This is a genomic window from Candidatus Blastococcus massiliensis AP3 (assembly GCF_000582785.1).
Classification (GTDB): domain Bacteria; phylum Actinomycetota; class Actinomycetes; order Mycobacteriales; family Geodermatophilaceae; genus Blastococcus; species Blastococcus massiliensis.
The window spans coordinates 1,000,019-1,026,535 of sequence record NZ_HG931173.1; the positions used below are offsets into that span (position 1 = coordinate 1,000,019).

The window sequence follows — 26,517 nt, forward strand, 5'->3', positions numbered from 1 at the left end:
CGTCGACCAGTCATCCACAAGTGGGTGAACGTCCCAGGAGGGACCGACGCGACCGTGCCGGGCGGCACGCGGCAGACTCGACCGGCCAGCCCACCGACCGAGGAGAGATCCGTGGCCGACTCCACGACGACGACCACCGCCGATCCCGCGGCCCGTCGCGCGCACCCCGTCCACAGCGCGCTGGTCGGGCTGGCCTCGCTCGGCGTGCTCCTCCAGGGCGTCTGGGCCGGCCTGTTCATGGGCGGGTACGACTACGGCACCTGGGCCTCGGTGCACCAGCACGGGGGTGAGGCGACCGTCGCCCTGGCCTTCCTGGCCACGGTCGCCGCCGTCGTCTGGCTGCGGCACCGGACCGCCGTCGTCGTCGTCGGGACGACGCTGCTGTTCGTCCTCCTGGTCGTCCAGTGGCTCGTCGGCATGGCGATCGACGGCTCCTCGTGGGCCGTCGTCGTCCACGTGCCGCTGGCCATGCTGCTCATGGGCCTGGCCTTCTGGCTGCCGACCCAGGCCCGCCGGTCCTAGAAGGTCAAGACGATCCGGCCGCGGACGCCGCCGCGCTCGAGCAGCCGGTGCGCCTCCGCGGCCTCCTCGGCCGGGAAGGTCGTGGCCACGCGCAGGGTCACCGCGCCGTCCTCCACCTGCTGCCGCAGCCGGTCCAGCGCGGCCCGGTCCTCGGCCACCTTGCGCACCAGGGTCGGGAACACCCGCAGGTCGCGCCGACCGTCGCCCCGATAACCGCGGACGGTCGCCACCGCACCCCCGTCCTTCACCGCGGGCAGCACGAGTTCGTCCTGCACCGACCCGTCGGCCAGCCCGTCCACGCCGTCCGGGAAGTGCTGCCGGATCTTGTCGGCGACGTCGTCCCCACGCCGGACCACGAGGTCGGCACCGAGGTCGCGCACGAGCTGCTCGTCGGCCTCGGAGGCGTCGGCGATGACGGTGAGTCCGTCGGCCTTGGCCAGCTGGACCACGTACCCGCCGTAGGAGCCGGCGGCCCCGGTCACCGCGAGCACCTGTCCCGCCGACAGCCCCATGAGGTCCAGCGAGAAGCGGGCGGTGAGCCCGTTCATCGGCAGCGTCGCGGCCTCGACGGCGGTGGCGCCCTTCGGCGCCCGCACCACGGAGTCGCCCGGCAGCACCTTGTCCTCGCGGTAGCCGCCGTACGGGCCGAAGGGGACGACGACCCCCATCGCGAGGTCACCGACGGCGACGTGGTCCACGCCGTCCCCCACCTCGGCGACGACACCGGCGACGTCCATGCCGGGCACCCACGGCGGGGTCTTGACCGGGTCGCGGCCGGCGTAGACCCCGGAGCGGGCATAGGTGTCGGTCGGGTTGACCGTGGCCGCCTGCACCCGCAGCCGTACCTGACCGGGCCCGAGCGGCTCCGGCTCGACGTCGACGATCTGCAGGGCCTCCGGCCCACCGAACTCGATCACTCCCGCTGCGCGCATACCTCCTGACTACACCACCCGCCGGACGCACCGCGGCCCCCGTCCCGGGAATCGGGACGGGGGCCGCGGTCGGTCTGCTACTTGAGCTTGTACTCCTTGAGCAGGCCGCGGCTGATGATCGTCTTCTGGATCTCGCTGGTGCCCTCGCCGATGAGCAGGAACGGCGCCTCGCGCATGAGCCGCTCGATCTCGTACTCCTTGGAGTAGCCGTAGCCGCCGTGGATGCGGAAGGACTGCGTGGTGACCTCGGCGCAGTACTCGCTGGCCAGGGTCTTGGCCATGCCCGACTCGACGTCGCTGCGCTTGCCGGCGTCCTTGAGCCGGGCGGCGTTGACCATCATCAGGTGCGCGGCCTCGACCTTGATCGCCATCTCGGCGAGCTGGAAGGCGATCGCCTGGTGCTGGGCGATCGGCTTGCCGAAGGTCTCCCGCTGCTGGGCGTAGGCGATGGCGAGCTCGAAGGCGCGGATCGAGATGCCGCAGGCGCGGGCGGCGACGTTGACCCGCCCGACCTCGACGCCGTCCATCATGTGCGAGAAGCCCTTGCCGGGGGCGCCGCCGAGGATGTCCGAGGCCTTGGCCTGGTAGCCGTCGAACACCAGCTCGGTGGTGTCGACGCCCTTGTAGCCCATCTTGTCGATCTTGCCGGGGATGGTGACGCCCGGGACGACCTCGCCGAAGCCGGCCGGCTTCTCGACGAGGAAGGTGGTCAGGTTCTCGTGGGCCCGCTCCGCGCCCTCGTCGGTGCGGACCAGCGCGGCGACCAGCGTCGAGCTGCCGCCGTTGGTCAGCCACATCTTCTGGCCGTTGATCGTGTAGTTCCCGTCGGCGTTCTTCGTCGCCTTGGTGCGGATGGCGGCGACGTCGGAGCCCAGGCCGGGCTCGGACATCGAGAAGGCGCCGCGCACCTCGCCGGTGGCCATGCGCGGGAGGTAGTACTCCTTCTGCTCCTGCGTGCCGTGCTGGCGCAGCAGGTAGGCCACGATGAAGTGGGTGTTGATGACGCCGGAGACGCTCATCCAGCCGCGGGCGATCTCCTCGACCACCAGGGCGTAGGTGAGCAGCGACTCGCCGAGACCGCCGTACTCCTCGGGGATCATCAGGCCGAAGATGCCGAGCTCCTTGAGCCCGTCGACGATCTCCTGCGGGTAGGTGTCGCCGTGCTCGAGCTCCTGCGCGTTGGGGATGATCTCCCGGTCGACGAAACTCCTGACCGTCGACAGGATCTCGCGCTGGATGTCGGTCAGGTCCGCGGTCTGGGCCAAGCGGGTCATCGGTCTCCTCCGGGGACTCCGGTGTCCATAGTTACCGGCAAGTATGAGGTACACCCGACGGCCGCCCTCCGCGTGCCTGGTCCCGGGCTCCCGTGCGCGCCGACGCCGCCGGGGGCGCCCCTGCGTGGTGGAGTGGCACGACCGGCGCCCGCCGACGAGCAGGAGGAGATTCCGATGAGCACTCCCGACGACGGCACGGGAACCACGTCGCAGGGTGGCGGCCGCCATCCCGGCGAGCAGCCGACCGGGCAGCCCGGCTACGCACAGCCCCAGTACGGCGAACCGCAGTACGGCCAGCCCCAGCCCCCGTACGGCCAGCCTGCCTACGGGCAGCCGCAGTACGGGCAGGCCCAGTACGGTCAGCCTCAGTACGGGCAACCTCAGTACGGGGCGCCCGGGTACGGCCCGCCGGGGTACGCCCCGGGCTACGCCTACAGCCGGCCGACCAACTCCTTGGCGATCGCCTCGCTGGTCCTGGCGTTCGTGTTCGCGCCCGCCGGGCTGATCACCGGCATCATCGCCCGCCGCCAGATCAAGCGGACCAACGAGGACGGCGACGGCCTCGCCCTGGCCGGCATCATCGTCGGCGGCATCGCGACCGCCTTCTTCGTGCTGATGATCGTCATCTGGATCATCGCGGTGGCCTCGCTGGCCAACGACGGCTTCGCGCCCTGAGTCCGTGCCCGCTCGCCGGGGGGCGATGAGTTCCCGGCCCCCCGGCGGTCAGAGGGGAAACGACCGCGCAGGGAGGGCCTCGTGAGCCAGCTGCTCAAAGTCCAGAACTTCTTCGTCTCCAGCGACGGCTTCGGCGCCGGCGAGGGGCAGAGCCTCGAGCGGCCGTTCGGCCACGCCGACCCCGTCGTCCTCGGCGGCTGGGCCTTCGCGACGGCGAGCTGGCCCAACCGCACCGACGGCGCCGGGAGCCGCGGCCTGGACGACTACCTGGTCCGCGACTTCGCCCACGGCATCGGCGCCGAGATCATGGGCGCCCACAAGTTCAGCCCGCACCGCGGCCCGTGGACCGACCACGAGTGGAAGGGGTGGTGGGGCGACGAGCCCCCGTTCCACACCCCGGTGTTCGTGCTGACCCACCATGTCCGGCCGTCGTTCGCGCTGTCGGACACCACCTTCCACTTCGTCGACGCCGATCCGGCGACGGCCCTGGCGCAGGCGAGGGCGGCGGCCGAGGGCAAGGACGTCCGGCTCGGCGGCGGCGCCACCACGATCCGGGAGTTCCTGGACGCGGACCTCGTCGACACCCTGCACGTGGCGGTCGCGCCGGTGGAGATCGGCCGCGGCGTGCGGCTCTGGGAGTCCCCCGACGAGCTGCGGGACCGCTACCACTGCGACGTCGTCCCCAGCCCGAGCGGCGTGACCCACCACCTGTTCTGGCGGAAGTAGCCGCGAACGACGACGGCCGCCCGGGGTTGCCCCGGGCGGCCGTCGTCTGCTGTCGGGTTACTCCTCCGGGGGCGTGAAGGACGACGTCCGGGACAGGCCCGCGGCGCGCCCCTTGCCGGCGATGACCAGCGCCATCTTGCGGCTGGCCTCGTCGATCATCTCGTCGCCGAGCATGGCCGAGCCCTTCTTGCCGCCGGCCTCCGACGTCGCCCAGTCGTAGGCGTCGAGGATCAGCTCGGCGTGGTCGTAGTCCTCCTGCGACGGCGCGTAGATCTCGTTGGCGGCGTCGATCTGGCCCGGGTGCAGGACCCACTTGCCGTCGAAGCCGAGCATCGCCGAGCGCTTGGCGACCTCCTCGAAGGCGGGCACGTCGCGCACCTGCAGGAAGGGGCCGTCGATGGCCTGCACACCACGGGCGCGGGCGGCCATGAGGATCTGCATGAGGATGTAGTGGAACGGGTCGCCCGGGTAGTCGGGGTGCAGCGCACCCACCACCAGCGACTTCATGTTGATCGAGGCCATGAAGTCGGCGGGGCCGAAGATGATCGTCTCGATGCGGTCGCTGGCGAAGGCGATGTCGTTGACGTTGATGAGGCCCTGGGCGGTCTCGATCTGCGCCTCGATGCCGATCCTGCCGACCTCGTAGCCGTTGGCCTTCTCGATCTGGGTCAGCAGCATGTCCAGCGCCTTGACCTGCGCGGCGTCCTGCACCTTCGGCAGCATGATCGCGTCGAGATTGGCGCCGGCACCGCCGACGACCTCGAGCACGTCCTGGAACGTCCACTCCGTCGTCCAGTCGTTGACGCGGACGGTGCGGATCTTGTCGCCCCAGCCGCCCTCGTTCAGGGCGGCCACGATGTTCTTGCGGGCGCCGGGCTTGGCCAGCGGCGCGCACGCGTCCTCGAGGTCGAGGAACACCTGGTCGGCCGGGAGCCCCTTGGCCTTCTCGAGGAACCGGGGGTTGCTGCCGGGAACGGCCAGGTTGGAACGGCGGGATCGGAGCTCGGCCACAGTGCCTCTCTTCGTGCAGACGACGACGTCTTCAGCTTGCTCGCAGGGTAGCGACGCGGTGATCACGTCGCTCACCCACCAACGACGTCTCCGCCGGGTCGGGTGAGCGGATGTGGTCGACGACACGGGCGGACTCGCCGGATCGGGCGACAGCACCTGCGCAGCCGGCGCCGCAGGAGCCGGCCTACGTGGCGGGCTCGACCAGCGTCGTCGGCCTGCTGCCCCGCACGACCAGGGCCACCCCGGCGACGACGGCGACCATCCCCGGGAGGGCCAGCAGCGGTGGCGCCTGCTGCAGCAGCACGAGCGCGACCAGCGTCGCGCCCGGCACCTCGAGCAGGATGACCAGGCTGACCATGGTCGGGCCCACCGTGGAGAGGACCTGGTTGAGCAGGGTGTGCCCCAGCAACTGGGCGCAGACGGTGATCGCCCCGATCAGCAGCCAGTCACGGGTGCTGAAGCCGGTGAGCGGCACGTCGGCCAGCAGTGCTCCGGCGGCCACGGCCACGGCGCAGACGGAGTAGGCGATGACGGCGTAGACCGACGTCGGCAGTCGTTCCCGCGCCCGGGCACCGGCCAGGACGTAGCCGCCGGCGAAGATGGCCCCGAGCAGTGCCAGCCCGTCGCCGGCCAGGGCCTCGAGGCTGACCGCGACGTCGACGCCGGCGATGAGGCCCGCCCCCGCGATGGCGAGCACCAGCCCCCACCACACCGTGGCCGGCAGCCGGATCCCGGTGAACCGGGCGACCAGCGCCGTCCAGATGGGGGTCGTGGTGACCAGCGCGGTCGAGGCGGCGACCGTCGTCATGTTCAGGCTCGGCAGCCACGCCGCGAAGTGGGCGGCGAGGAAGAGGCCGGCCAGCACCGAGCTGCCCAGGTCGCGGGGCCGCAGACCGGCCAGGCTCGACCGCTCGCGGAGCAGCAGCGGCAGGAGCGCGACCGCTCCTCCGGCGTTGCGCCAGAACGCGATCGCGAGCACGGGTGCGACCGCCATCGCGGTCAGCGGGCCGGAGAACGAGACCCCCGCGACCGCGATGCCCATGAGGACGACGTCCCGACCACCGGGACGCGAGACCGCCCAGGGAGACGACCCGGCCTGGCCCTCTTGCAGGGTCCCACCGCGAGCCTGCGAGCGGTGGGCGGCAAGAGGGTCCTTCACCGGGACGGCACCCGGATCCGGCCGCTCGCCACCGGGACGACCGCACCGCGGACGGTGGCGGCGACGGCCCGGCCGGCGACCGCCGTCACCGTGCACTCGAGCACCGAGGGGCGACCCATCCGCTCGCCCTGGCGCACCGTGAACGACGACGTCGCCTCGCCGGGGAGCAGTCCGGTCTCCACCAGCCAGACGCCGGCGCCCAGGGCGGCCGAGCCCGTGGCCGGGTCCTCTCCCCACGCCAGGTCGGCGGCGAAGACGCGCGCGTGGACGGTGGCCGTCGCCGCGTCCCACGACAGGACGGAGACCCCCTCCCCCACCGTCAGCTCGCGCAGCGCAGCCGGATCGGGGACGGCGCGGTCCACGGCGTCGGGCCGCACGGAGAGATACGCGAAGGGCAGGCCGCAGCCGGCGACCTCGACCGGCACGCCGGTGGCGTCGTCCGCGGGCAGGCCCATCGCGCGGGCGAGCTCGGCCGCGGCGGGGCCGTCGTCGAGAGTGGGGGTCCCACCGGACAGCGTGGCGCCGACGGCGTCCGCCACGACGTCGAGGACGCCCGCGCCGCACTCCTGACGCACGGTGCCGGCCGACAGCCGCCCGGCCCGCACCAGCGTGTGCGCCGCGCCGACGCTCGGGTGGCCGGCGAAGGGCAGTTCGGCGTAGGGCGTGAAGATGCGGACGCGGTAGTCGGCCCCGGGCTCCGTGGGAGCGCAGAGGAACGACGTCTCGGAGAGGTGGAACTCGTTGGCCAGCGCCTGACACTGCTCCGTGCTCAGGCCGTCGGCGTCGAAGACGACGGCCAGCGGATTGCCCGCGAAGGCCCGGGGCGCGAACACGTCGACGATCTCGTAATCCAGCATCTCCCGGCCGTTCACGGCGCCGACGGTAGCCTTGCCGACCGTGACCACGGTGACCAGGGCGTACGTCTCGAGGCTCGCCGGATTGACCGTGTTCGACCCCAACGGCGACCGCGTCGGCAAGGTGCGCGACGTCGTCGTCGCCCTGCGGGTGGGCGCCGCTGCGCCCTGGGTGCTCGGCCTGGTCGTCGAGGTCGTCGCCCGCCGCCGGATCTTCGTGCCGATGGGCCGGGTCACCACCATCGATCCGAACTCGGTGACGCTGGCCTCGGGCACGCTGAACGTGAAGCGCTTCGAGCAGCGGGCCGGCGAGACGCTGGTGCTCGGCGAGCTACTGGACCGCCGGGTGACGATCAGCGAGTCCGACCGCGCCGCGCACGTCGTCGACGCGGGCATGGAGCAGACCCGCACCGGCGACTGGATCCTGTCGCGCCTCGCCGTGCAGGAGCCCGGCCGCCTGGGGCGGCGGGGGCAGCTGCACCAGCTCGCCTGGGACGAGGTCGCCGGGCTCGCGCTGCCCCAGACCGGCCAGGGCGCGGAGACGCTGATCGCCACCTACCGCGAGCTGAACGCCGCCGACATGGCGCACGCCCTGCAGGAGCTGCCGAGCAAGCGGCGGCACGAGGTCGCCGAGGCCATGGACGACCAGCGGCTGGCCGACGTCCTCGGCGAGCTGCCCGAGGCCGAGCAGATCACCATCCTGGGAACCCTCCAGGAGAGCCGCGCCGCCGACGTCCTGGAGGAGATGGACCCCGACGACGCCGCGGACCTGCTGGCCGAGCTGCCCAACGTCGACCGCAACCGGCTGCTGGAGCTGATGGAGCCCGACGAGGCCGAATCGGTGCGCCAGCTGCTGAAGTACTCCGAGGACACCGCCGGCGGCATCATGACCAGCGAGCCGGTGATCCTCAGCCCGGACGCCACCGTCGCCGAGGCGCTGGCCCGCGTCCGCGAGCCGGAGCTCAGCCCGGCACTGGCCAGCCAGGTCTACGTGTGCCGCCCGCCGTCGGCCACCCCCACCGGCCGCTACCTCGGGCTGGCGCACATCCAGCGGCTGCTGCGGGAACCACCGTCGACGCTGGTCAGCGGGGCGCTCGACGACCTCGAGCCGCTGCGTCCGGAAGCTCCGCTGGCGGAGGTCACGCGCTACTTCGCCACCTACAACCTGGTGGCCGCGCCGGTGGTGGACGCGCAGGGTCGCCTGGTCGGCGCGGTGAGCGTCGACGACGTCCTGGACCACCTGCTGCCCGACGACTGGCGCGAGAAGGCCCGTCGTGGCTGACACCCCGCGGCTCGACGTCCCGAGCGGTGGCCCGCGGCGGTTCACCGTCCTCCCCCGGCTGAACCCCGACGCCGTGGGGGCCGGCGCCGAGGCGGTCGCACGGTTCCTCGGCACCGGCCGCTACCTGGCCTGGCAGACGATCTTCGTGATCGTCTGGATCACGCTCAACGTCGTCGCGGTGACGTACCGCTGGGACCCCTACCCGTTCATCCTGCTCAACCTTGCGTTCTCGACGCAGGCTGCCTACGCGGCTCCGCTGATCCTGCTGGCGCAGAACCGGCAGACCGACCGCGACCGGGTGCAGGCCGAGGAGGACCGGGCCCGCGCGGCCTCCGTCCGCGCCGACACGGAGTACCTGGCCCGCGAGATCGCCTCGCTCCGGGTCGCGGTCGGCGAGCTGGCCACCCGCGACTTCATCCGCGGCGAGCTGAACCGGATGAACAGCGACGACGGCGACGATCGTCGCGAGAAGCGGCGCCGCGACCCGGTGACCTGAGGCCGCCTCACGCGGCCAGGCGGTCCGCCGCCCGGTCCAGCCGGCCACCGACCGGGCGGGCGGAGGTGGCAGCGGCCAGGCCCGTCGTCGGCATGTCGACGTAGACGCTCTCGGCCCGGGCCACCTCGTAGGTCTCGTGCCAGACGCCCACCGCGCCCGGGACCCGGCGGGCCCGCCGGTTGAACGCTGCCCACGCCGGCCGGTGCGCGGCCTCGCGGTCCCCGGCGTAGCGGTAGACGTCCTCCGTCCGTCGCCAGTACTGCACGAGGAGAGGGCCGCCCGGCCCGAGGGTCATGCGGGAACCCAGGAACCCCGACGACGGGTCGCGGGCGAGCTCGCGGAGCATCCGCGGCATGGCGAGGAAGGCGGGGAGCCACGCGTCGGGCCGCCACGGCTTGTTGATGCGCATGCCGATGAGGAAGACCGTCAGGTCTCCGGCGTGGTCGTGGGTCCAGCGTCCGCGGGCGATGCGTGCCATGTCGGGCTCCTTCGTTGGAGAGTGGTAGTATCCAACGTAGAGAGTGCCACTATCCAACGCAAGGGAGTTCCGTGCAGATCTCCGAACTGGCCCGCCGGGCCGACCTCCCGGTCGCGACGGTGAAGTACTACCTGCGCGAGGGGCTGGTGCCGCAGGGAGAACTCACCGGGGCCACCCGCGCCCGGTACGACGAGGACCACCTGGCGCGGCTGCGACTGGTCCGCGCACTGACGGGACCTGGCGGCCTGTCGGTCGCCGCGGCCCGGGAGGTCCTCGCCGCGGTCGACGCGCCGGCCGGCTCGGTGCACGAGGCGCTCGGCGCGGCGCACCGCGCCCTCCCGCCCCCGTCCGGTGACGCGCCACCGGACGTGGCCGAGGCCCGCGCGCACCTGGAGCGCTGGGGATGGCGGGTCGCCCCTGACTCCCCCGCCCTGCACACCCTCGCCGGCGCGTTGCAGGCCCTGCGGGCGGCCGGTTTCCCCGCGTCCGAGGACCTGCTGGATCGGTACGCACGAGCCGCCGGCGAGATCGGCCGGCAGGACGTCGCCGACGTGCCCTCGGACTCCGTCGCGGAGGCCGTGCGCTTCGTCGTGGTCAACACCGTCCTGCTGGAGCCGGTGCTCCTGGCGCTGCGCCGGCTGGCGCAGGAGGACGGCTCCGGCCGTCGCTTCACCGGCGGCGCGGGCTGACGTGGCGCCGGGCGGTCAGCCGGTGAGGACGTGCACCCCCGCGCCGGTGGCGCCGGCGAGGACGATGACCACGATGAACGGCGCGCGCAGGGCCAGCGCGAGCGCCGCGACGGCGAGGCCCGCCAGCCGGCCGTCGACCACGATCCGGTCGTCGCTGGTCAGGCCCTGCACCGCGACCAGGGCCGCGAGCAGGGCGGCAGGGACGAAGTCGACGACGCGCGCGACCCACGGCTGCTCCACCCAGGCCGCCGGCACCGAGAGCCCGGCCAGCTTGAGCAGATAGCAGCCGACCGACGCCACCACGACCGCCGCCCACAACGTGGTCGCGCTCATGTCGGCCGCTCCGCCGTGCGCGGCCGGCCGGCCAGCGCGACGGCGACCACCGCCGCGATCACCTGCACCCCGGCCGGGACGAACGGCGTCAGCGCCAGCGCGACCACCGCTCCCCCGACGGCGACCCGCCGCTGCACCGCCGCCTCGGCCGACCCCTTCCGCAGCCGGGGCCAGAGGAGGGCGAGGAACGCGGCCGGGACGACGGAGTCCAGCGCCGCCTCCGCGGTGCTGCCGAGCCCGGACGCGCCCAGAGCGCCGACCAGGGTCATGGCGTTCCAGCCGAGGTAGATCGTCGCCCCGGTGGCCCAGAACGCCAGCCGCCCGAGCTCCCGGTCCGGTGCCGCCACGGCCATCGCCGTCGTCTCGTCGATCACCCAGTGCGCCGCACCGGCCCGGCGGAGCAGACCACGGGGAGCCAGGACCGGAGCCATCCGGACGCCGTAGACGGTGTTGCGCGTCCCCAGCAGCAGCGCACTGCCGACGGCGGCCGGCGCGCTGCCACCGGCCCCGAGGACGCCGACCATGGCGAACTGCGACGCACCGGTGAACATCAGCGCGGAGAGCGTCATGGCCTGCCAGACGTCCAGGCCGGCGGCGTCGGCGGCCGCACCGAACGCGATGCCGTAGAGCCCGACCGCCACCCCCAGCCCGATGGCGTCGCGCAGGACCGTGGAGCGTGCGGGGTCGGACACGTCCGCAGAGGCTAGGCGGCGCCCGGCGCCCGGCGCACGACACCGGGCTGAGGAGCAGATCACCCCTGCGCTCGGCGGCGCTCGTCCCCGGCCGCCGTACAGTGGCGACGTCCCGAGTGCGCAGGCTCCGCTCCTGTCGCGGCCGGCCACCCTCGGGTCCCCCGTCGAAGGAGACACGCACCCCGATGACCGACACCATGACCGGCAGCCCGGCGCTCGACGCCATCACCGCCGCTCTGGCCACCGTCCAGGACCCCGAGATCAACCGCCCGCTGACCGAGCTGGGCATGGTCAAGGACGTCCAGATCGGCGCGGACGGTGCCGTGCGCGTCGAGGTCTACCTGACCGTCGCCGGCTGCCCGATGCGCGAGACCATCACCAACCGGGTGACCCAGGCGGTCGGCGCCGTCGCGGGTGTGACCTCGGTCCGGGTCGAGCTGGACGTCATGAACGACGAGCAGCGCGCCGAGCTGCGCAAGACCGTCCGCGGCACCGACGTCGCCGACCCGGTCATCCCCTTCGCCCAGCCCGGCTCGCTGACGCGCGTCTACGCGGTGGCGTCGGGCAAGGGCGGCGTCGGCAAGTCCTCGGTCACGGTGAACCTGGCCGCCGCGCTGGCCAAGCGCGGCCTGTCCGTCGGCGTCGTGGACGCCGACATCTACGGCCACTCGGTGCCGCGGATGCTGGGCACCGAGGAGAAGCCCACGCAGGTCGACAGCATGATCATGCCGCCGCAGGCCCTCGGGGTGAAGCTCATCTCGATCGGCATGTTCACCCCGGGCAACACCCCGGTCGTGTGGCGCGGGCCGATGCTGCACCGCGCGCTGCAGCAGTTCCTCGCCGACGTGTGGTGGGGCGACCTGGACGTCCTCCTGCTGGACCTCCCCCCGGGCACCGGCGACGTCGCGATCTCGATCGCACAGCTGCTGCCCAACGCCGAGATCCTCATCGTCACGACACCGCAGCTCGCCGCCGCCGAGGTGGCCGAGCGCGCGGGTGCGATCGCGACGCAGACCCACCAGCAGGTCGTCGGCGTCATCGAGAACATGTCGTGGCTGGAGCTCCCCGACGGTTCGCGCATGGAGATCTTCGGTTCCGGCGGCGGTGAGGCGGTCTCCGACGCGCTGACCAAGACCCTCGGTGCCCGCGTGCCGGTGCTGGGGCAGATCCCGCTCGACACGCGACTGCGGGAGTGCGGCGACGCCGGTGCACCGATCGTCCTGACCGAGCCGGACTCCCCGGCCGCACAGGCCCTCATCAAGATCGCCGACGGGCTGGCCAGCCGTCAGCGCGGGCTCTCGGGCATGTCGCTGGGTCTCACCCCCGTCAAACGCTGACATCTCTGCACCCGCTTCTGGGGTGTTCCTCCCGTTCACGGGGTCCTGCAGGACCCTCGGAGCGGAAGGGACACCCCAGAAGTACGTTCAGGGCATGAGCGACGACGCGCAGGTCAGCGGCACGATCACCATCGACGCCCCACCCGAGGTGGTCTTCGCGATCCTCGCCGACCCGAAGCAGCACTCGCGGATCGACGGCTCCGGATCCGTGGGCTCGGTGATCGCCGCCCCCGACCGGCTCACCGCGACGGGCGACACCTTCTCCGTGCACATGAAGCTCTTCGGACTCCCCTACCGGATCCGCAACCGGGTGGTCGAGTTCGAGGAGAACCGGCGGATCGCCTGGCGGCACTTCACCGCCAACCGCTGGCGCTACGAGCTCGAGCCCACGGCCGACGGCGGCACGACGGTCACCGAGACGTTCGACGCCTCGCGGGCCGACCGGGTCACCGACACCGTCGTGCGGGCGGCGAAGTTCCCGGAGCGCAACCGCGCGGGCATCGTCGCCACGCTGCAGCGGCTCAAGCAGGCCGCCGAGGCCGACGCCGCCCGGCCCTGAACGTGCACCGCCCCCTCCTCCGGCTGGAGGAGGGGGCGGCGACGCGCGTCGGCAGCTACCGGAGCGTGAAGACGGCGGTGTACTGCTTGCCGTCGTCGAGGCGGATGAACAGCTGGTAGCTGCCCGCCGCCATGCCCTTGGTCGACAGGTTGTAGACGTACTGCTCGTCCGACAGCCGGAACACGTTGCCCGTGTTGGCCGACCCTGGCGAGGTGGCTTCCTGTTCCGCCTCCTGCCCCGATCCCAGTGCCTGGATGTCGTAGCTGCGGACCGTGGACAACGTGGCGCGCGCCGTGGTGACGGGCTGCCCGGCGAAGTCGGTGACTCCGAACTTCACCGGCACGGTGCCGCCGGCCTTGAACACGCTCGAGCCGTCGGCGTTGATCGGCTGCCGGATCTCGCCGTAGGCGTAGATCACCGTGTACGCGAAGGACACCGTGCGGCTGTTGCCGGCCTCATCCGTGGTGGTGACGTCGAACGTCTTGTCCCCGACGGACGAGGTGTCCAGCGTCAGCGGGCCGTCGCACTCGGCGACGCCGGAGCCGCCGTCCTCGTCGGTGCACTCGAAGAGGGCGTCGACCGGCTGACCCAGCTTGTACTCGATCGCGGCGTGCGGCGAGCTCACCGTCGGCGCCGTCACGTCGACGACCTCGTAGGTGACGGTCTCCGTCGTCGTGTTGCCCGCGCGGTCGGTGCCGGTCACCGTGAACGTCTTCGTACCGAGAGTCGAGGTGTCGATCTGCTCGCCGACGCCGACGCTGCCCTTGCAGTAGCCGTCCTCGATGCCGGAGCCACCCTCGTCGTCCTCACAGACGAAGTCGGCGAGGACCTCGGCCTGGTGGGGGTACTTCGCCCCGTTCTCCGGACCCGTCACCGTGACGGTCGGAGCGGTCACGTCGAGCACCGTGTAGACGCGGGTGAGGAAGTCGGTGTTCCCGGCATTGTCGCTCGCGTCGACCCGGAACTCGTGGTCGCCGATGGTGCCGGTGGGCACGGGGGCGCCGTCAGGGACGGTCCCCGCACAGGTGGCCAGGCCGGAGCCGCCCGGCTCGTCGGTGCAGGCGTAGTCCGCCTCTACGACCTGGCGGCGGTCGAAGGAGGCACCCGCCCCTGGGCTGTCGAGCGTGATGGTCGGGGGCGTCACGTCCACGACGGTGTACTCGCGGGTGACCGTGGTGGTGTTCCCGGCACCGTCGGTCGCGGTGACGGTGAAGGTCTTGGTGCCGACGGTGCTGGTGTCGATCACCGTGCCGTCCGCGACCGTGCCGACGCAGCTGTCGACGTCCGAGCCGCCCGCGTCGGAGCAGCTGAAGGACGCCTCCACCGCCTCGTTCTGGACGAACGTGGCACCGGGGGCCGGCGTGACGGCGTGCGCCTGCGGAGCGGTCTTGTCGAGGCGGACCGGCTGGATCGTGCTGGCGCTGAGGTTGCCGTTGCCGTCGAGGGCGCGCACCTCGACGTGGGACGTGCCCTCGCTGGAGATGGTCACGGTGCCGAGGGTGGCGCTGATCGAGCGGGTCCAGGCACCGACGCTGCCGTCGGGCGCGTGGACCCGGTGTTCGAAGCCCCGGACGCCGTTCGCGTCGCTGGCGGAGCGGCTCACCGAGACGTTCGCCCGGTGCCAGCCGTTCCCGTTGGCCGGCGTGGTCGGCGTGACGGTGACGGTCGGCGCCGTCCGGTCGCGGAAGTCGTAGCCGGACTCGAACGCGTATCGCGCGAGCTTCTGCTGGCCGGCGAAGGACGGGTGGAAGTGGTCCTGGGTGCTGATGTCACGGTCGACGAAGTTCCACTGGGAGGTGTTGCTCGTCAGGGTCGTGCCGTTCGGGCGGTTGGCCGACATGTTGAACACGGCGTTCTCGTCGAAGCGGCAGCGCAGGACGTTCGCGCACTCCGCCTTGAGGACGTTGTTGAAGTCGATCGCGCGCTGTCGCACCCGCAACCGGCGGGCCTCGGAGCCGTGCGACGCCTGCGGGGTGGGGCCGGCGTTACGTGGGTTGGACGGGTCCTGCAGGAGGCTGCGGCAGGGGATGACCGAGCCGAACAGCCCGTCCCAGAACTGCCGCGCCCAGAAGGTGCCGTTGTCCTGGCTGCCACGGGCCGGGCGCGGGCCGGCCGCCGTGGAGTTGAACGGCCAGACGCCGAAGCTCTCGCCCTGGTGGGCGGCGCCGCGGAGGTACCAGAGGTTGTAGATGTCCGGCACCGAGTACACCGTCACCAACGTCTCCGGACGGTTCTCCTGCAGCCACTGCAGCCCTGCCCTCAGCTGGGCGCGGTAGTCGGCCACCGACGTCATCTCGGCCTCGGAGGGACGGCAGAGGTCGTTGCCACCCATCTGCACGAGCACGAGACCCGTGCCGGCCGGCACCGACCGCGCCTGGGCGAGGAAGTCGTTCCGCATGTTGGCGCCGTTGGCGGACAGGTTGATGCCCTGCGCCCCGGCGCCGCCCGGCAGGGCCCGGACGCGCTGCAGGTAGCTGTTCAGGCCCGACCAGTCACCCGTGGCCCAGGAGTTCCGCAGCCGGGGAGAGCCGATACCGCCGTCCTGCACGTTCAGCGAGGCGCCGCCGTCGTCGGAGCCGGTGCCCTGGGAGATGGAGTCGCCGAGGACCGCGATCGAGGCCGGCGGACCGGTGCGGGCCGGCGTGCTGGCCGGCGCCGTCGCCTGGACCGTGGCGAGCTGGACCGCAGGAGCGGCGGGCTCGGCGGGAACGACGTCGACGGCGGTGACCGTCAGCGCGGTGGCCGCGACGAGGGCGCCCAGCATGCGGCGGGCGCGTCGGGGATGTGACCTGTTCACAGAAGACCTTCCACAAGGGACACGTGAGCGCGCCATCACGGAGGGCGCTGGTTTCGCTGGGCAACTTATAGCAGCGAACGCGGACATCTGTGTCCCGTGTCACCCCTGTGACGCAAGCGACGTTTAGCGGCTCGACACGCCGACCGGCGACCGGCGACCTCAGGTCGCGTCGGGGTCGAACGGGGGCGGCACCGCGCGGTCACGGGGGCGGGCGACGACCGGTGCGCGGGTCGCGCCAGAGTTCTGCTGCGTGGACGGCCGCTCGTCGTCCTCGAAGAGCTGACTCCGGATGAACGTCCTCGGGTGGTACTTCCGCAGGTCGATGTCGCGCAGCTCGGGCAGGTCGTCACCGAGGCCGTCGTTCACCTGCGTGCGGACGTCGGTGATCGCCGCGCGCAGCTTCTTCAGCCCCGTGGCCGCGTCCTTGGCCAGGTGCGGCAGCCGCTCGGGACCGAAGATGAACAGCGCCGCGAGTGCCAGGACCATGATCTCGCCCCAGCCGATCGAGTCGAACACCGCCGCCCCCTCTCCGTGGCCCCCAGGGTAGGCGGCCGGATTCCGGCCCTTCCTCAGGCGGCGTCGAGCGTCGCCCGGAGCTCCTGCGACCTGCCGTCCCGGACGATCTCGACGGTGACCTCGTCACCGGGCGCATGCCGGTCGACGGCGACGACGAGCTCCTCGGAGCTGCCCACCGGGTCGTCCTCCACGGCGATGATGACGTCGCGCTCCCGGATGCCGGCGTTGGCCGCCGCGCTGTTCGGCTCCACGTTGAGCACGAGCGCGCCGTCCCGGGTGCCGTCGGTGACCGAGCGGGCGTTCACGCCGAGGGAGGCGTGCACCGCGCTGCCGGTGGAGATGAGCTGCTCGGCGATCTCGCGCACGGTGTCGATCGGGATCGCGAAGCCCAGCCCGATCGAGCCTCCGGTGGTGCCGGCGCCCCCGAGCGAGGCGATCGCGGTGTTGATGCCGATGAGCGCACCGGTGGCATCCACCAGGGCGCCGCCGGAGTTGCCGGGGTTGATCGGTGCGTCGGTCTGGACGGCGCTGATCACGGCGTTGGTGTCGCTGCCCTCGCCGGCCAGGCGCACCGGGCGCTCGAGGGCGCTGACGATCCCGCTGGTGACCGTGCCGGCCAGCCCGAGCGGGGAGCCGATGGCCACGACCGGATCGCCGACGACGACGTTCTCGGACTTCCCCAGGGACGCGGTCACCAGGCCGGGCTTCTCCACCTTGATGACGGCGAGGTCGCTGGCCGGGTCGCGTCCCACGATCCGCGCCTCGGACCCACTGCCGTCGGAGAAGACCGCGCGGATCTCGGCGCCCTCGACGCCCTCGGCGCCGGAGACGACGTGGTTGTTGGTGACGACGTAGCCGTCGTCGCCGTCGATCACCACACCGGAGCCGGTCGCGCCGCCCTCACCGACACGCACCTCGATCGACACCACCGCGGGGGTGACCTCGGCAGCGATGTCGGAGACCGAGCCGGGCTCGCGGGTGATGCCGGGGTCGACCTGCGACAGCGTCGTGCCCGGTGCGAGCAGGGGCGACTCGGGCGTGCTGCGGGTGAGGTACCAGCCGACGCCCCCGCCGACGGCCCCCACGAGCAGCACGGCGAGCAGCGCCAGCGCCGACAGCCGCACCGAGAGGTCGCGCAACCGGACCCGCCGGCGGCCCCGGGCGTCGACGACGATCGGCCCGGGCTGCTCCTCGGGCTCCGCGGGGAAGACCGCCGGAGCACCCAGGCCCGCCGGTGCGTAGGGGTCGCGCCAGGGATCGCTGCGCGCGTCGGCCTTCCACCACGGGCCGGCAGCGGTGCGCCGCCGCCCCGGGCGGCCCGACGGGGGCTCCTGCAGTCCGCGCTGCCCGGACGCGCCCGGTCCGAACGCGCGCAGGAAGGCCTCGGGAGGCGGAGGTGGGACCGGACGGGCCGGCGGCGGGGGCCGGTCCGCGGAGAAGCTGCCCGCGACGCTGTCCGGCCGGCCGAACGCGGCCTCCTGGCCGGCACCGGGCTGCGGGGCGGTCACCCGGCGCGGCGCGAGGCGGTCGGGCACCGAGCCGAACGGGCCGTCCACCCCGGTGGGCCGGGCGAAGGTCTCCGCCTCGGGCGGGGTCGCCGGGTCCGAGCCGTCGTGTTCGTCGGACGTGCTCAGGGGGTGCCGCCGGGTTCGGGCAGGGAGGACGACGTGCCGACGTCGAGTACGCGCACGACCGGCGGGACGACCTGGGTGTGCTCGCGGACCGCGGAGTCGGCGAATCCAGCGGCGGGCCCGGGGCCGGCGGGTGCGGCGGAGGGCAGGTTCAGGGCGAGCGCGGTGACCCCCACGCCGAGGCCGGTGAGCGTGCAGGCCAGGCCGCGGCGCAGCCAGCGAGCCTGGTCGGCACGCTGCGGACGGTCCTGGGGCGACAGGTCGACCTCCCAGGCGGCCGCGGCGTTCCGCACCGTCGGCTTGCCGGGGTCGCCACCGAGGGAGAGGGGGCCGCCACCGGAGCCGGGGACGTCGGCGGTGAAGGGGATGGCGCAGAGCCGGGACATCAGGTCACCGGGGACGGAGACCTCGTGGCAGCCGTGCAGGGCGTCCTTCGCCTCGCGCTGCGCCTGCACCGCCATCCGGCACTGGAGGCAGCCCTCCAGGTGGCGGGCGGCCCGCGCGGCGGGCCCGGCGGTCAGCTCGCCGTCGACGAGGGCGGCGATCGCCTCCTGCGCCAGGTGGCTCTCCGAGATGCTCATCCCGCGCCACCCCCACCCAGGAAGGCCTCGTCGTCGGCCAGGACCCGGCCGGGAGCCAGGTGGGCGAGCGCCTGCCGGAGCTGCACCCGCCCGCGGTGGATGCGGCTGCGCACCGTGCCGAGCTTGATGCCCAGGGTGGCCGCGATCTCCTCGTAGGTGAGCCCCTCGATGTCGCAGAGCACGACCGCGACGCGGAACTCCGGCGAGAGCGCGTCGAGGGCGGCCTGGACCTGCGGGTCCAGGTGCGTGTCGGCGTAGACCTGCTCGGGGCTCGGTGCGCGGCCGGGCAGTCGCTCGGTGTCCTCGGGCAGGGGGTCGAACCGGATGCGCTGGCGGCGGCGCACCATGTCGAGGAAGAGATTGGTCGTGATGCGGTGCAGCCAGCCCTCGAAGGTGCCCGGCGAGAAGTCGGCGAGGGACCGGAAGACCCGGACGAACGTCTCCTGCGTGAGGTCCTCGGCGTCCTGCGGGTTGCCCGAGAGGCGGTAGGCCAGCCGGTACACGCGGGCCGAGTGCTCGCGCACGACCTGCTCCCAGGTGGGCGCCACCCAGCCCTCGGCCTCGGGGCGCGCGGGCTCGGTCACGTTCCCAGTATCCCCGACGGCGGGCGACGTGACGGGATCGGCGTCGGAGGGGCGGGTGGACGTGGCTCGCTTCAGGCGCACGTAGGGCTCAACGGGCGGCGCCACGGGCGGTGTTCCCGCTCACCCCCCTTCCCAGTGAACTCACAGCGCGGCCCGCCTCCCCGAGCGTCCGGCGCCCTCCGCCGGGGCCGGACCACTACCCTCGGCCGGTGATGAGCGCCCACCCACCGCCGCCGGGGAGCGGCTCGGAGGGCGCCGCCTACGCCGACCGGTTCGCCGCGGAGACGGCCGAGATGACCGAGGCCCGCAACCGCGCCGCACGGCTGCCGGGTCCTCCCCCGATCGAGCCCGCAGCGGGGGCCACCCTGGCCGTCCTGGCCGCCGGCGTCCAGGCGCGTTCCGTCGTCTCGATCGGCAGCGGTGGCGGCCTGACCGGACTGTGGCTGCTGCGCGGCATGCAGCTCGACGGGGTGCTCACCGCCCTGGACGGCGACCCCGAGCAACTGCGCGCCGCCCGCGCGGCCTTCGCCGCGGCCGGGGTGCCGGCGGGCCGGGCCCGGCTGATCTTCGGCACGCCGGCCGAGGTGCTCCCGCGGCTGTCCCCTGGCGCCTACGACATGGTCGTGTGCGCGGGCCCGCCCCGGGAGTACGCCGCCCAGCTCGACGCCGTCCTCGGCCTGGTGCGCACCGGCGGCACGCTGGTGTGCCACGGACTGCTCACCGAGGGCCGGATCGCCGACCGCACCGCCCGCGACCCGCAGTCGGTCGCCTGGCGGGAGGTGGCCCGGACGGTGCGCGAGGACGAGTCGCTGCTGCCGGCCGTCCTCCCCATCGGGGCGGGCCTCCTGGTCGCCACGAAACGCGCCTAGAACGGCGCCATCGTGGCCATGACGGCCCTGGCTACGGGAGGGCTCGGGCGCCCTTGCCGAGCACGGTCACGCCGCCGGCGCTGACGTCGTAGCGCTCCCGGTCGAGATCGGGCTCCACGCCGATGCGGGCTCCCGCCGGGACGACGACGTTCTTGTCGAGGATCGCCCGGCGGACGATCGCGCCCTCGCCGATGAACGCGCCGTTCATGACCACGCTGCCCTCGACGCGGGCGCCGCGCTCGACGCGGACGCCGGGCGAGATGACCGAGTTGTGCACCGAGCCGCCGCCGATGATCGCGCCGGCGCTCACCATCGACTCCTCCGCCCGCCCACCCAGGACGAACTTCGCCGGCGGCAGCTGGGGCGGCAGCGTGTAGATCGGCCACCGGTCGTTGTAGAGGTTGAAGACCGGTGTGACCGAGACCAGATCCATGTGCGCGTCGTAGTAGGAGTCGATCGTCCCCACGTCGCGCCAGTAGCCGTGGTCGCGCTCGGTCGCACCTGGGACGACGTTGGTGGAGAAGTCGTAGACCCACGCCTCACCGGCAGCAGCCAGCATCGGCATGATCGAGCCGCCCATGTCGTGCGCGGAGTCGTCGTCGGCGGCATCGGTGCGCAGCGCCTCGAGCAGGGCGTCGGTCGTGAACACGTAGTTGCCCATGGAGGCGAAGCTCTCCTCGGGCGAGTCCGGCAGGCCCGGCGGGTCGGCCGGCTTCTCCAGGAAGCCCCGCACCCTGCCGTCCGCGGCCGCGTCGATGACGCCGAACTCCGTCGCCTCGCGGCGCGGCACCCGGAGCCCCGCGATGGTGACGCCGGCACCGGTCTGCAGGTGCTGGTCGATCATCTGCCGCGGGTCCATGCGGTAGACGTGGTCGGCGCCGAACACGACCACGATCTCCGGGCGCTCGTCGTAGATCAGGTTGAGGCTCTGGAAGATCGCGTCGGCGCTGCCGGTGTACCAGCGCGGCCCCAGCCGCTGCTGCGCCGGCACCGGGGTGATGTAGCCGCCGAGCAGCTGGGACATCCGCCAGGTCGTCGTGATGTGCCGGTCCAGGCTGTGGCTCTTGTACTGCGTGAGGACGGCGATCTGCCGGATGTCGCCGTTGACCATGTTCGACAGCACGAAGTCGATGAGGCGGTAGTTGCCGCCGAAGGGCACCGCCGGCTTGGCGCGGTCCTGGGTGAGCGGCGACAGCCGCTTCCCCTCACCGCCCGCCAGGACGATGCCGAGAACCCGAGGACCGCCGCGCATGTCCGCAACGTATCCCCCGCCCGTCGCGGCCACTCCTCGAAACCCCACGACCACCCCACCGGGGCAACGCCGGGCGCACGAGGGGTGCCGCAGGGGACGTCCTTCTACTCTGACCTGCGTGCGCATCGGCATCGTGACCCGCGAGTGGCCGCCGGACGTGTACGGCGGCGCCGGCGTCCACGTCGAGCACCTCGTCGCAGCGATGCGGTCCCTCCCCGGCGGGCCGGACATCGACGTGCACTGCTTCGGGGGTCCGCGCGACGACGCCACCGCCCACGACGTCCCCGACGGGCTGCGCGGGGTCAACGGCGCCCTGCAGGCGATCGGGGTGGACGTCGGCATCGCCGCGGCGCTCGACGGGGCCGACCTGGTGCACAGCCACACCTGGTACGCCAACACCGCCGGCCTGCTCGCCGGCCTGGTCCACGGCATCCCGCACGTCGTCACGGCGCACTCGCTCGAGCCGCGCCGCCCGTGGAAGGCCGAGCAGCTGGGTGGTGGCTACCGGCTGTCGTCGTGGGCCGAGCGGACGGCGTACCTCGCCGCCGACGCGGTGGTCGCGGTCAGCGCCGGCATGCGCGACGACGTCCTCGCTGTCTACCCCGACCTCGACCCGGCCCGCGTGCACGTGGTGCGCAACGGGGTCGACGCCGAGGCCTACCGGCCGGTGGAGGCGCCGGACACCGTGCGCGCACTGGGCGTGGACCCCGGCCGCCCCTACGCGCTGTTCGTCGGGCGGATCACCCGCCAGAAGGGCCTGCCGCACCTGCTGGCCGCCGCCGAACAGCTGCCGCCCGACGCCGGGCTGGTCCTCTGCGCCGGGGCCGCCGACACCCCCGCGGAGCGCCAGGAGGTGGCCGACGCCGTCGCGGCGCTGCAGGCCCGCCGGGAGGGCGTGGTCTGGATCGAGGAGATGCTGCCGCGCGAGCAGCTCGTCCCGCTGATCACCGGCGCCACCGTCTTCGTCGTGCCGTCGGTGTACGAACCGCTGGGCATCGTCAACCTCGAGGCCGCGGCGTGCGGCACCGCCGTCGTCGCCAGCGCCGTCGGCGGCATCCCGGAGGTCGTCGACGACGGGCGCACGGGCCTGCTCGTGCCTTACGACCCGGAGGACGCCGTCGCCTTCGCCGGCGGGCTCGCCGCGCGGATGACCGACCTGCTCGACGATCCCGGCCGCGCCGCGCAGATGGGCGCGGCCGGCCGCGAGCGGGTGCTCGCCGAGTTCGGCTGGCCGGCGATCGCCCGGCAGACCGTCGAGGTCTACGCGAGCGTGCTGGCCGCCCGCTCCTGAGAACCGCGCTCCTGGATCCCGGTGGTACCTTTCCGGCGCCGGCCCGTGCGCCGGCGGCACAGCAGCAGCGAAGTCCGGTGCGATTCCGGCGCTGTCCCGCAACTGTGATGGTCACCCCGAGACGTTCGGGGGGAACCCAGCCAGATCGCCTGCTCTGGGCCATGCAACCGACCCTCGCGGCAAGGGTCGCGCATCGGGCGTCGGGTCAGCTCGTGAGCGACGCTCGCCGCCTCCACTGGAGGCACTTCTCTTGTTCGGCACCCATTCCCGCGCGGCGCGGTCGACGTCGCGCGTGCCCCGGCGGCTGTCCCCCACCGCCCTCCTGGCCCTCCTGACGGCCCTGCTGCTCGCCCTCACGGCGTGCGGCGGTTCCGACGGCGACGAGGAGGCCGCGGCGTCCTCGTCGTCGGCGGACGGCTTCCCCGTCACCGTCACGGCCGACAACGGCGAGGTGACGATCGACGAGCGGCCCGAGGCCATCGTCTCCATGTCCCCCACCGCCACCGAGATGCTGTACGCGATCGGCGCGGGCGACCAGGTCGCGGCCGTCGACAGCAACTCCGACTACCCGGCCGACGTGCCGACGACGGACCTGGCGTCCTTCACCCCGAACGCCGAGGCGATCGTCGGCTACGACCCCGACCTCGTCGTGCTCAGCGACGACATCAACGGGATCGTCGGCTCCCTGGAGGCCCTCGACGTCCCGGTGCTGCTGCTCGGCGCGGCCGCGGAGCTCGACGACACCTACGCGCAGCTGGAGCTGCTCGGCGAGGCCACCGGTCACGCCGAGGAGGCCGCCGACACCGTCGCCGAGGTGCAGGACAGGATCGAGGCCGCCGTCGCGTCGGTGTCCTCGGACGTAACGGGGCTGAGCGTCTACCACGAGCTCGACCCGAGCCTCTACACCGCGGACAGCAGCACCTACATCGGCAGCATCTACAGCCTGTTCGGCCTGGAGAACATCGCCGACGGCGCCCCGGACCCCAGCGGCGGCTACCCGCAGCTGTCGGCGGAGTTCGTCGTCGAGCAGGCGCCGGACATCATCGTGCTGGCCGACGTCCAGTGCTGCGGGGAGAGCGCCGAGACGGTCGCGCAGCGACCGGCGTTCGACACCGTCCCCGCGGTCACCGAGCAGCGGATCATCGAGGCCGACGACGACGTCGTGTCGCGCTGGGGCCCCCGCGTCGCGGACTTCGCCGAGCTCGTCGCCGAGGTCCTGCAGGGCTGAGGAGCAGTCCCCCGATGAGCACCACCGTCCACCGCACCCGGTCCGGCCGCACCACGGCCGGGCCGGGCGCGGTGCGTCCCCGGCGGTCCGCCCTCGCGGTGTTCGGCTCCGCCGGCCTCGCGCTGGTGGCCGCCGCGCTCGCCGGCATCTGGGTGGGGGCGGTGCCGCTGGCTCCCGGCGGCGTCGTCCTCACCCTGCTGGACCGGGCGCTCGACCCCCTGGGCATCGAGGTCCGCGGCGGGCTGGAGGGCACCCAGGCGGCGGTGCTGCTGCAGCTGCGCCTGCCGCGGGTGGTGCTGGCCGTGCTCGTCGGGGCGGCGCTGGCCGTCGCGGGCGCCGGCTACCAGGGCGTGTTCCGCAACCCGCTCGCCGATCCCTACCTCCTCGGTGCGGCAGCCGGGGCGGGGCTGGGCGCGACCCTGACCATCGCCTACTCCCCCGTCCAGTCGATCGGCCCGGTGGGCGTCGTCCCGCTGGCCGCCTTCGCCGGGGCGCTCTTCGGCGTGTTCTGCGCCCTGGCGCTCGGCACCGTCTCCGGTGGCTCGCACGGCCCCACGCTGCTGCTCGCCGGCATCGCGGTCGCCGCCTTCCTGTCGGCCGCGCAGAGCCTGGTCCAGCAGCAGAACACCGACGACCTGCGCGCGATCTACGGCTGGATGATCGGCCAGCTGGGCAGCTCGCAGTGGTCCGACATCGGGATGGTGCTGCCCTATCTCGGCGTCTCGTGCGGGGTCCTGCTCTTCTGCGGCCGGGCGCTCGACGTGCTCTCCCTGGGGGACGACGAGGCCGGCTCGCTGGGCGTGCACCCCGGACGACTGCGGCTGCTGGTCATCCTCGCCGCCTCGCTCGCCACCGCGTCGGCGGTGGCCGTCAGCGGCCTCATCGGCTTCGTGGGACTGGTCGTGCCGCACATCGTGCGGCGCCTCGCCGGAGGCTCCTACACCCGCGTCCTGCCGCTGTCGCTCCTGGTCGGCGGGGCGTTCCTCGTGCTGGCCGACCTCATCGCCCGGGTGCTCCTCGCGCCGGCCGAGCTGCCGATCGGCGTCGTCACCGCCTTCGTCGGCGCACCGTTCTTCGCGGGCCTGCTGTGGTCGGGGGCGCGGCGGCGATGACCGATCAGCTCCCCCCGACCGGCGGCGCCCGGGTCGAGGTCGTCGGCCTGAGCGCGGGCTACGGCCGGACCCAGGTGCTCGACTCGGTGCGGTTCACCGTCGAGCCGGGCGGCTGGCTCGCCATCATCGGCCCGAACGGCTCGGGCAAGTCGACGCTGCTGCGGTCGGTGCTCGGGCTGCAGCGCCACGAGGGCCAGGTGCGCATCGACGGCGTCCCGGCCACCGGCATGCCCCGTCGCCGCCGCGCCCGGCTGCTGGCCTACGCGCCCCAGAAGCCGGTGCTGCCCGAGGGCATCAGCACCCGCGACTACGTGACCCTCGGCCGCACCCCCCACCGCCCTCTCCTCTCCGCACCCCGCGGCATCGACCGGGCCATCGTCGACGACGTGATGCGACGGCTCGGTCTGGAGTCCATGGCCGACCGGCTCGTGGTCACCCTCTCCGGCGGCGAGCAGCAGCGCGCCGTCCTGGCCCGGGCACTGGCCCAGCGGCCCCGGGTGCTGTTCCTCGACGAGCCGACCGCGGCGCTCGACCTGGGCCACGCCCAGCAGGTGCTCGACCTGCTCGACCGGCTGCGCCGCGAGGAGGGGCTCACGGTGGTGAGCACGCTGCACGACCTCACGCTCGCCGGGCAGTACGCCGACCGCCTCACCCTGCTCGCCGGCGGCCGGGTGGCCGCCGAGGGCCCACCCGCGGAGGTGCTCACGCCGGCCGCGCTGGCGGCGCACTACGGCGCCCGCGCCCAGGTGGTCACCGGCCCCGACGGCCTCGCCGTGCTGCCGGTTCGGTCAGGCCGGGCGGAACCGCACCGGGTCGCCGGGGCGTAGCTGCGCCGCCAGCGGCAGGTCCGCGGTGACGACGACGGCGAGCACCGGGTAGCCGCCGGTCACCGGGTGGTCGGCGAGGAACAGCACCGGAGCGCCGTCGGGCGGCACCTGCAGCGCGCCGGGCACCAGACCCTCGCTGGGCAGTTCGCCGTCCCGCGCGCGGTCCAGCCGTGGCCCCTCGAGCCGCAGGCCGACCCGGTCGCTGTCCGCGCCGACACCCCACCCGCGCGTGGTCAGCGCGGTCCAGGCGGTGTCGGCCAGCCAGTCCCGCCGTGGTCCCGGCACCACCCGCAGCACCGGCTCCTCGGGCGGGAGTCCCACCGGGGCGACGTCGACGAACGGCTCCTCCCCCGCCAGGTCCCCGATCGGCAGCAGCGTGCCGGCGGCCACCGGCGGCGGGCCGAGCCCGGAGAGCGTGTCGGTGCTGCGCGAGCCGAGCACCGGCGCGACGCCGATGCCACCGCGGACCGCGACGTAGGACCGCAGGCCACGCGGGGGGCGCCCCAGCGCCAGCACCGACCCCGCGCGCAGCGTCATCGGAGCGGCGAAGGGAGCCGGCCGGCCGTCGACCTCCACCGGCGCGGGCGCACCCGTCACGGCCACCAGCAGGGTGCGCCCCGCCCGAAGGCGCAGCCCACCGGCGGTGACCTCGAGCAACGCCGCCCCCGGCCGGTTGCCGACCAGCCTGGTGGCCAGGCCGGCGGCGACGGAGTCGGCGGCACCCGACCGGGTCACCCCGATGGCGGCGTGGCCGGGTCGGCCGCGGTCCTGCACCGTCGTGAGCGGCCCGGGGGCCAGCACGGTCAGCAC

The 26,517-nt window shown here is 73.5% G+C and carries 28 protein-coding genes; 13 read left to right on the plus strand and 15 right to left on the minus strand.

Annotated features, from left to right (window positions below):
* The first annotated feature begins 111 nt into the window (after window positions 1-111).
* Window positions 112-522, plus strand: a complete 411-nt coding sequence (locus BN344_RS04925) for a hypothetical protein (protein WP_040337199.1) — start codon at window positions 112-114, stop codon at window positions 520-522.
* Here the strand turns inward: BN344_RS04925 and BN344_RS04930 are convergent.
* A complete protein-coding gene (locus BN344_RS04930; RefSeq protein WP_040337200.1) occupies window positions 519-1,454 on the minus strand; it encodes a quinone oxidoreductase family protein in 936 nt (311 codons plus the stop codon). The genes BN344_RS04925 and BN344_RS04930 overlap by 4 nt on opposite strands.
* Window positions 1,455-1,531: 77 nt before the next feature.
* Window positions 1,532-2,728, minus strand: a complete 1,197-nt coding sequence (locus BN344_RS04935) for an acyl-CoA dehydrogenase family protein (RefSeq protein WP_040337201.1) — start codon at window positions 2,726-2,728, stop codon at window positions 1,532-1,534.
* Window positions 2,729-2,902: 174 nt separating this feature from the next.
* On the opposite strand from BN344_RS04935, the gene BN344_RS20140 reads away from it, so the two are divergent.
* Both BN344_RS20140 and BN344_RS04945 read left to right on the plus strand, forming a co-directional pair.
* On the plus strand, window positions 2,903-3,403 hold the full coding sequence (locus BN344_RS20140) for a DUF4190 domain-containing protein (RefSeq protein ID WP_051515558.1): 501 nt from the start codon (window positions 2,903-2,905) through the stop codon (window positions 3,401-3,403).
* Between the two features lie 81 nt (window positions 3,404-3,484).
* Window positions 3,485-4,129, plus strand: coding sequence for a dihydrofolate reductase family protein (locus BN344_RS04945; protein ID WP_040337202.1), 645 nt, complete (start codon window positions 3,485-3,487; stop codon window positions 4,127-4,129).
* A gap of 57 nt (window positions 4,130-4,186) precedes the next feature.
* Here the strand turns inward: BN344_RS04945 and BN344_RS04950 are convergent, their stop codons facing one another.
* The 3 genes from BN344_RS04950 to BN344_RS04960 all read right to left on the minus strand — a co-directional run bounded on the left by BN344_RS04950 (window position 4,187) and on the right by BN344_RS04960 (window position 7,171).
* Window positions 4,187-5,140: an HpcH/HpaI aldolase/citrate lyase family protein gene (locus BN344_RS04950; protein WP_040337203.1), complete on the minus strand. Its 954-nt coding sequence runs from the start codon at window positions 5,138-5,140 to the stop codon at window positions 4,187-4,189.
* 184 nt (window positions 5,141-5,324) lie between these two features.
* Complete coding sequence (locus BN344_RS04955; protein WP_155858756.1) at window positions 5,325-6,182, minus strand: DMT family transporter; 858 nt, start codon at window positions 6,180-6,182, stop codon at window positions 5,325-5,327.
* Between the two features lie 113 nt (window positions 6,183-6,295).
* A complete protein-coding gene (locus tag BN344_RS04960; protein WP_231486498.1) occupies window positions 6,296-7,171 on the minus strand; it encodes a PhzF family phenazine biosynthesis protein in 876 nt (291 codons plus the stop codon).
* Window positions 7,172-7,196: 25 nt separating this feature from the next.
* Here BN344_RS04960 and BN344_RS04965 point away from each other — a divergent pair, with 25 nt between their 5' ends.
* Both BN344_RS04965 and BN344_RS04970 read left to right on the plus strand, forming a co-directional pair.
* The gene (locus tag BN344_RS04965) at window positions 7,197-8,435 is read left to right on the plus strand and encodes a magnesium transporter MgtE N-terminal domain-containing protein (protein ID WP_040337205.1); all 1,239 of its coding nucleotides are present in this window, start codon (window positions 7,197-7,199) and stop codon (window positions 8,433-8,435) included.
* A complete protein-coding gene (locus tag BN344_RS04970; protein WP_040337206.1) occupies window positions 8,428-8,931 on the plus strand; it encodes a DUF1003 domain-containing protein in 504 nt (167 codons plus the stop codon). Before BN344_RS04965 ends, BN344_RS04970 begins: the two co-directional genes overlap by 8 nt.
* 7 nt (window positions 8,932-8,938) lie before the next feature.
* Here BN344_RS04970 and BN344_RS04975 read toward each other — a convergent pair whose 3' ends face one another.
* Complete coding sequence (locus BN344_RS04975; RefSeq protein WP_040337207.1) at window positions 8,939-9,409, minus strand: DUF4188 domain-containing protein; 471 nt, start codon at window positions 9,407-9,409, stop codon at window positions 8,939-8,941.
* Between the two features lie 71 nt (window positions 9,410-9,480).
* On the opposite strand from BN344_RS04975, the gene BN344_RS04980 reads away from it, so the two are divergent.
* A complete protein-coding gene (locus BN344_RS04980; protein ID WP_040337208.1) occupies window positions 9,481-10,098 on the plus strand; it encodes a MerR family transcriptional regulator in 618 nt (205 codons plus the stop codon).
* A 15-nt stretch (window positions 10,099-10,113) separates the two neighbouring features.
* Here BN344_RS04980 and BN344_RS04985 read toward each other — a convergent pair whose 3' ends face one another.
* Both BN344_RS04985 and BN344_RS04990 read right to left on the minus strand, forming a co-directional pair.
* Window positions 10,114-10,431 (minus strand): AzlD domain-containing protein, encoded by a 318-nt coding sequence (locus BN344_RS04985; protein WP_040337209.1) that lies wholly within the window; start codon window positions 10,429-10,431, stop codon window positions 10,114-10,116.
* Window positions 10,428-11,123, minus strand: coding sequence for an AzlC family ABC transporter permease (locus BN344_RS04990; RefSeq protein WP_040337210.1), 696 nt, complete (start codon window positions 11,121-11,123; stop codon window positions 10,428-10,430). Before BN344_RS04990 ends, BN344_RS04985 begins: the two co-directional genes overlap by 4 nt.
* A gap of 185 nt (window positions 11,124-11,308) precedes the next feature.
* Here BN344_RS04990 and BN344_RS04995 point away from each other — a divergent pair, with 185 nt between their 5' ends.
* Window positions 11,309-12,460: an Mrp/NBP35 family ATP-binding protein gene (locus BN344_RS04995; RefSeq protein ID WP_040337211.1), complete on the plus strand. Its 1,152-nt coding sequence runs from the start codon at window positions 11,309-11,311 to the stop codon at window positions 12,458-12,460.
* Window positions 12,461-12,554: 94 nt separating this feature from the next.
* Window positions 12,555-13,019, plus strand: a complete 465-nt coding sequence (locus BN344_RS05005; RefSeq protein ID WP_040337213.1) for an SRPBCC family protein — start codon at window positions 12,555-12,557, stop codon at window positions 13,017-13,019.
* A 55-nt stretch (window positions 13,020-13,074) separates the two neighbouring features.
* Here the strand turns inward: BN344_RS05005 and BN344_RS05010 are convergent, their stop codons facing one another.
* The 5 genes from BN344_RS05010 to sigE form a co-directional block, all read right to left on the minus strand.
* The gene (locus BN344_RS05010; protein ID WP_040337214.1) at window positions 13,075-15,783 is read right to left on the minus strand and encodes a PxKF domain-containing protein; all 2,709 of its coding nucleotides are present in this window, start codon (window positions 15,781-15,783) and stop codon (window positions 13,075-13,077) included.
* A gap of 192 nt (window positions 15,784-15,975) precedes the next feature.
* Window positions 15,976-16,332, minus strand: coding sequence for a twin-arginine translocase TatA/TatE family subunit (locus BN344_RS05015; RefSeq protein ID WP_040337215.1), 357 nt, complete (start codon window positions 16,330-16,332; stop codon window positions 15,976-15,978).
* A gap of 53 nt (window positions 16,333-16,385) precedes the next feature.
* Window positions 16,386-17,867: a S1C family serine protease gene (locus tag BN344_RS05020; RefSeq protein WP_231486499.1), complete on the minus strand. Its 1,482-nt coding sequence runs from the start codon at window positions 17,865-17,867 to the stop codon at window positions 16,386-16,388.
* A gap of 95 nt (window positions 17,868-17,962) precedes the next feature.
* Window positions 17,963-18,544, minus strand: a complete 582-nt coding sequence (locus BN344_RS05025; protein ID WP_040337216.1) for an anti-sigma factor family protein — start codon at window positions 18,542-18,544, stop codon at window positions 17,963-17,965.
* Complete coding sequence (sigE, locus tag BN344_RS05030; RefSeq protein ID WP_051515559.1) at window positions 18,541-19,128, minus strand: RNA polymerase sigma factor SigE; 588 nt, start codon at window positions 19,126-19,128, stop codon at window positions 18,541-18,543. Before sigE ends, BN344_RS05025 begins: the two co-directional genes overlap by 4 nt.
* Before the next feature lie 212 nt (window positions 19,129-19,340).
* On the opposite strand from sigE, the gene BN344_RS05035 reads away from it, so the two are divergent.
* Window positions 19,341-19,997 carry an O-methyltransferase gene (locus BN344_RS05035; protein WP_040337976.1) on the plus strand — a complete coding sequence of 219 codons (657 nt, stop codon included), beginning with the start codon at window positions 19,341-19,343 and terminating at the stop codon, window positions 19,995-19,997.
* Between the two features lie 31 nt (window positions 19,998-20,028).
* Here the strand turns inward: BN344_RS05035 and glgC are convergent, their stop codons facing one another.
* A complete protein-coding gene (gene glgC / locus BN344_RS05040; RefSeq protein ID WP_040337217.1) occupies window positions 20,029-21,249 on the minus strand; it encodes a glucose-1-phosphate adenylyltransferase in 1,221 nt (406 codons plus the stop codon).
* Between the two features lie 118 nt (window positions 21,250-21,367).
* On the opposite strand from glgC, the gene glgA reads away from it, so the two are divergent.
* The 4 genes from glgA to BN344_RS05060 all read left to right on the plus strand — a co-directional run bounded on the left by glgA (window position 21,368) and on the right by BN344_RS05060 (window position 25,707).
* Window positions 21,368-22,540, plus strand: coding sequence for a glycogen synthase (gene glgA / locus BN344_RS05045; protein ID WP_040337218.1), 1,173 nt, complete (start codon window positions 21,368-21,370; stop codon window positions 22,538-22,540).
* A gap of 292 nt (window positions 22,541-22,832) precedes the next feature.
* The gene (locus BN344_RS05050; RefSeq protein ID WP_040337219.1) at window positions 22,833-23,768 is read left to right on the plus strand and encodes an ABC transporter substrate-binding protein; all 936 of its coding nucleotides are present in this window, start codon (window positions 22,833-22,835) and stop codon (window positions 23,766-23,768) included.
* 14 nt (window positions 23,769-23,782) lie between these two features.
* Window positions 23,783-24,880 carry a FecCD family ABC transporter permease gene (locus BN344_RS05055; protein ID WP_081788364.1) on the plus strand — a complete coding sequence of 366 codons (1,098 nt, stop codon included), beginning with the start codon at window positions 23,783-23,785 and terminating at the stop codon, window positions 24,878-24,880.
* Window positions 24,877-25,707, plus strand: a complete 831-nt coding sequence (locus BN344_RS05060) for an ABC transporter ATP-binding protein (RefSeq protein ID WP_040337978.1) — start codon at window positions 24,877-24,879, stop codon at window positions 25,705-25,707. Before BN344_RS05055 ends, BN344_RS05060 begins: the two co-directional genes overlap by 4 nt.
* On the opposite strand, the gene BN344_RS05065 is transcribed toward BN344_RS05060, so the two are convergent.
* Entirely contained in the window at window positions 25,669-26,517 is an 849-nt protein-coding gene (locus BN344_RS05065) for a 5-oxoprolinase subunit C family protein (protein ID WP_040337220.1), read from the minus strand. The genes BN344_RS05060 and BN344_RS05065 overlap by 39 nt on opposite strands.

Bases quoted from the DNA above. Each gene is read 5' to 3' on its own strand.
- BN344_RS04930 (WP_040337200.1), bottom strand. From the start codon at position 1,454: ATGCGCGCAGCGGGAGTGATCGAGTTCGGTGGGCCGGAGGCCCTGCAG.
- BN344_RS04935 (WP_040337201.1), bottom strand. From the start codon at position 2,728: ATGACCCGCTTGGCCCAGACCGCGGACCTGACCGACATCCAGCGCGAG.
- BN344_RS20140 (WP_051515558.1), top strand. From the start codon at position 2,903: ATGAGCACTCCCGACGACGGCACGGGAACCACGTCGCAGGGTGGCGGC.
- BN344_RS04955 (WP_155858756.1), bottom strand. From the start codon at position 6,182: ATGGGCATCGCGGTCGCGGGGGTCTCGTTCTCCGGCCCGCTGACCGCG.
- BN344_RS04975 (WP_040337207.1), bottom strand. From the start codon at position 9,409: ATGGCACGCATCGCCCGCGGACGCTGGACCCACGACCACGCCGGAGAC.
- BN344_RS04985 (WP_040337209.1), bottom strand. From the start codon at position 10,431: ATGAGCGCGACCACGTTGTGGGCGGCGGTCGTGGTGGCGTCGGTCGGC.
- BN344_RS04995 (WP_040337211.1), top strand. From the start codon at position 11,309: ATGACCGACACCATGACCGGCAGCCCGGCGCTCGACGCCATCACCGCC.
- BN344_RS05005 (WP_040337213.1), top strand. From the start codon at position 12,555: ATGAGCGACGACGCGCAGGTCAGCGGCACGATCACCATCGACGCCCCA.
- BN344_RS05010 (WP_040337214.1), bottom strand. From the start codon at position 15,783: ATGCTGGGCGCCCTCGTCGCGGCCACCGCGCTGACGGTCACCGCCGTC.
- BN344_RS05025 (WP_040337216.1), bottom strand. From the start codon at position 18,544: ATGAGCATCTCGGAGAGCCACCTGGCGCAGGAGGCGATCGCCGCCCTC.
- BN344_RS05035 (WP_040337976.1), top strand. From the start codon at position 19,341: ATGAGCGCCCACCCACCGCCGCCGGGGAGCGGCTCGGAGGGCGCCGCC.
- glgC (WP_040337217.1), bottom strand. From the start codon at position 21,249: ATGCGCGGCGGTCCTCGGGTTCTCGGCATCGTCCTGGCGGGCGGTGAG.
- BN344_RS05055 (WP_081788364.1), top strand. From the start codon at position 23,783: ATGAGCACCACCGTCCACCGCACCCGGTCCGGCCGCACCACGGCCGGG.
- BN344_RS05060 (WP_040337978.1), top strand. From the start codon at position 24,877: ATGACCGATCAGCTCCCCCCGACCGGCGGCGCCCGGGTCGAGGTCGTC.